The 1,134-nt window shown below is 61.3% G+C and carries 1 protein-coding gene; it reads right to left on the bottom strand.

What is annotated here, in order from left to right:
- Positions 1-14 precede the first annotated feature (14 nt).
- A protein-coding gene (locus P353_RS27340) for an IS3 family transposase (protein ID WP_113707766.1) occupies positions 15-1,134 on the bottom strand; the annotation gives its coding sequence in 2 pieces (ribosomal slippage) (positions 15-913 and positions 913-1,134; 1,121 coding nt annotated over the 2 pieces). This gene is flagged as partial in the annotation.

The raw sequence follows: 1,134 nt of genomic DNA, 5'->3' as shown, positions 1-1,134 counted from the left end.
CCGTGGACACGGGTTTAAGCACACATCCTGGCCTCGAAGGCCTCTGGGCTGATGTGCCCCAGCGTGCTGTGTCGCCGCTGGCGGTTGTAATCGGTTTCGACGTATTCAAACACGGTTTCACGCATCTGGGCGCGGCTCGTGAAGCGCTCGCCGTGGATGCACTCGACCTTCAGGCTGTGGAAGAAGCTCTCTGCACAGGCATTGTCGTAGCAGTTGCCTTTGGCGCTCATGCTGCATCGCAAGTGATGGGCGCGGATCAGCTCCTGGTAAGCCGCTGAGCAGTACTGGCTGCCGCGGTCGCTATGCACGATCACGTCATTAGGCTGCCTGCGTCGCCACAGCGCCATGTGCAAGGCATCGCAAACCAAGTCGGCCGTCATGCGTTCGTTCATGGCCCAGCCGATCACCATCCGTGAATACAGATCGATGACCACTGCCAGATACAGCCAGCCTTCCTCCGTATGCAGGTAGGTGATGTCACCCACCCATTTCTGATTTGGCGCAGATGCCTTGAAATCCTGCTTGAGCAAGTTCTCTGCCACTGGCAGGGAGTGCTGAGAATTGGTCGTGGCCTTGAACTTCTTGGCGGCCTTGGCACGCAGTCCTTGCCGTTGCATCGAGGCGGCTACCGTCTTGCGATTGCAGGGTAGGCCGGCTTCCCGCAGGTCGTGGCACAGCCGTGGAGCCCCGCTGCGGCCCTTGCATGCGCTGTATGCCTGAGCGACCTGCCGATCCAGTTCGGCTCTTCGCCGCTGGCGCATTGACGGCCTGCGAGAGCACCAAGCGTAGTAACCGCTGCGGGCAACGCCCAACACGCGACACATGGCCTGGATCGAGAAATGCGCGGTATGAGTCCTCATGAAGGCGTACTTCACTTGAGGCTCTTGGCAAAGTACGCGGCGGCCTTTTTTACGATGGCCAGCTCCTCGGCGTGCTCGGCCAACAGCCGCTTGAGTCGGGCATTCTCGTCGGCCAGCGACTGCTCGCGCTCGCTGCCGGCCTGAGTCTGGTGCTTCTTGCTCCGCCAGCCGTAGAGCTGGGAAGCATGCAGGCCGAGCTGTTCGGCAGCCTTGCTGACGCCAATGCGCTCGGCCAAAGCCAGCGCTTCGTCCTTGTAGGCTTGGGAATGGCGGG

It is taken from the genome of Comamonas testosteroni (genome assembly GCF_000761245.1).
Taxonomy (GTDB): Bacteria; Pseudomonadota; Gammaproteobacteria; order Burkholderiales; family Burkholderiaceae_C; genus Comamonas; species Comamonas testosteroni_C.
The sequence above is the reverse complement of the archived record's forward strand: the minus strand, read 5'-3'. Positions and strand labels throughout refer to the sequence as shown.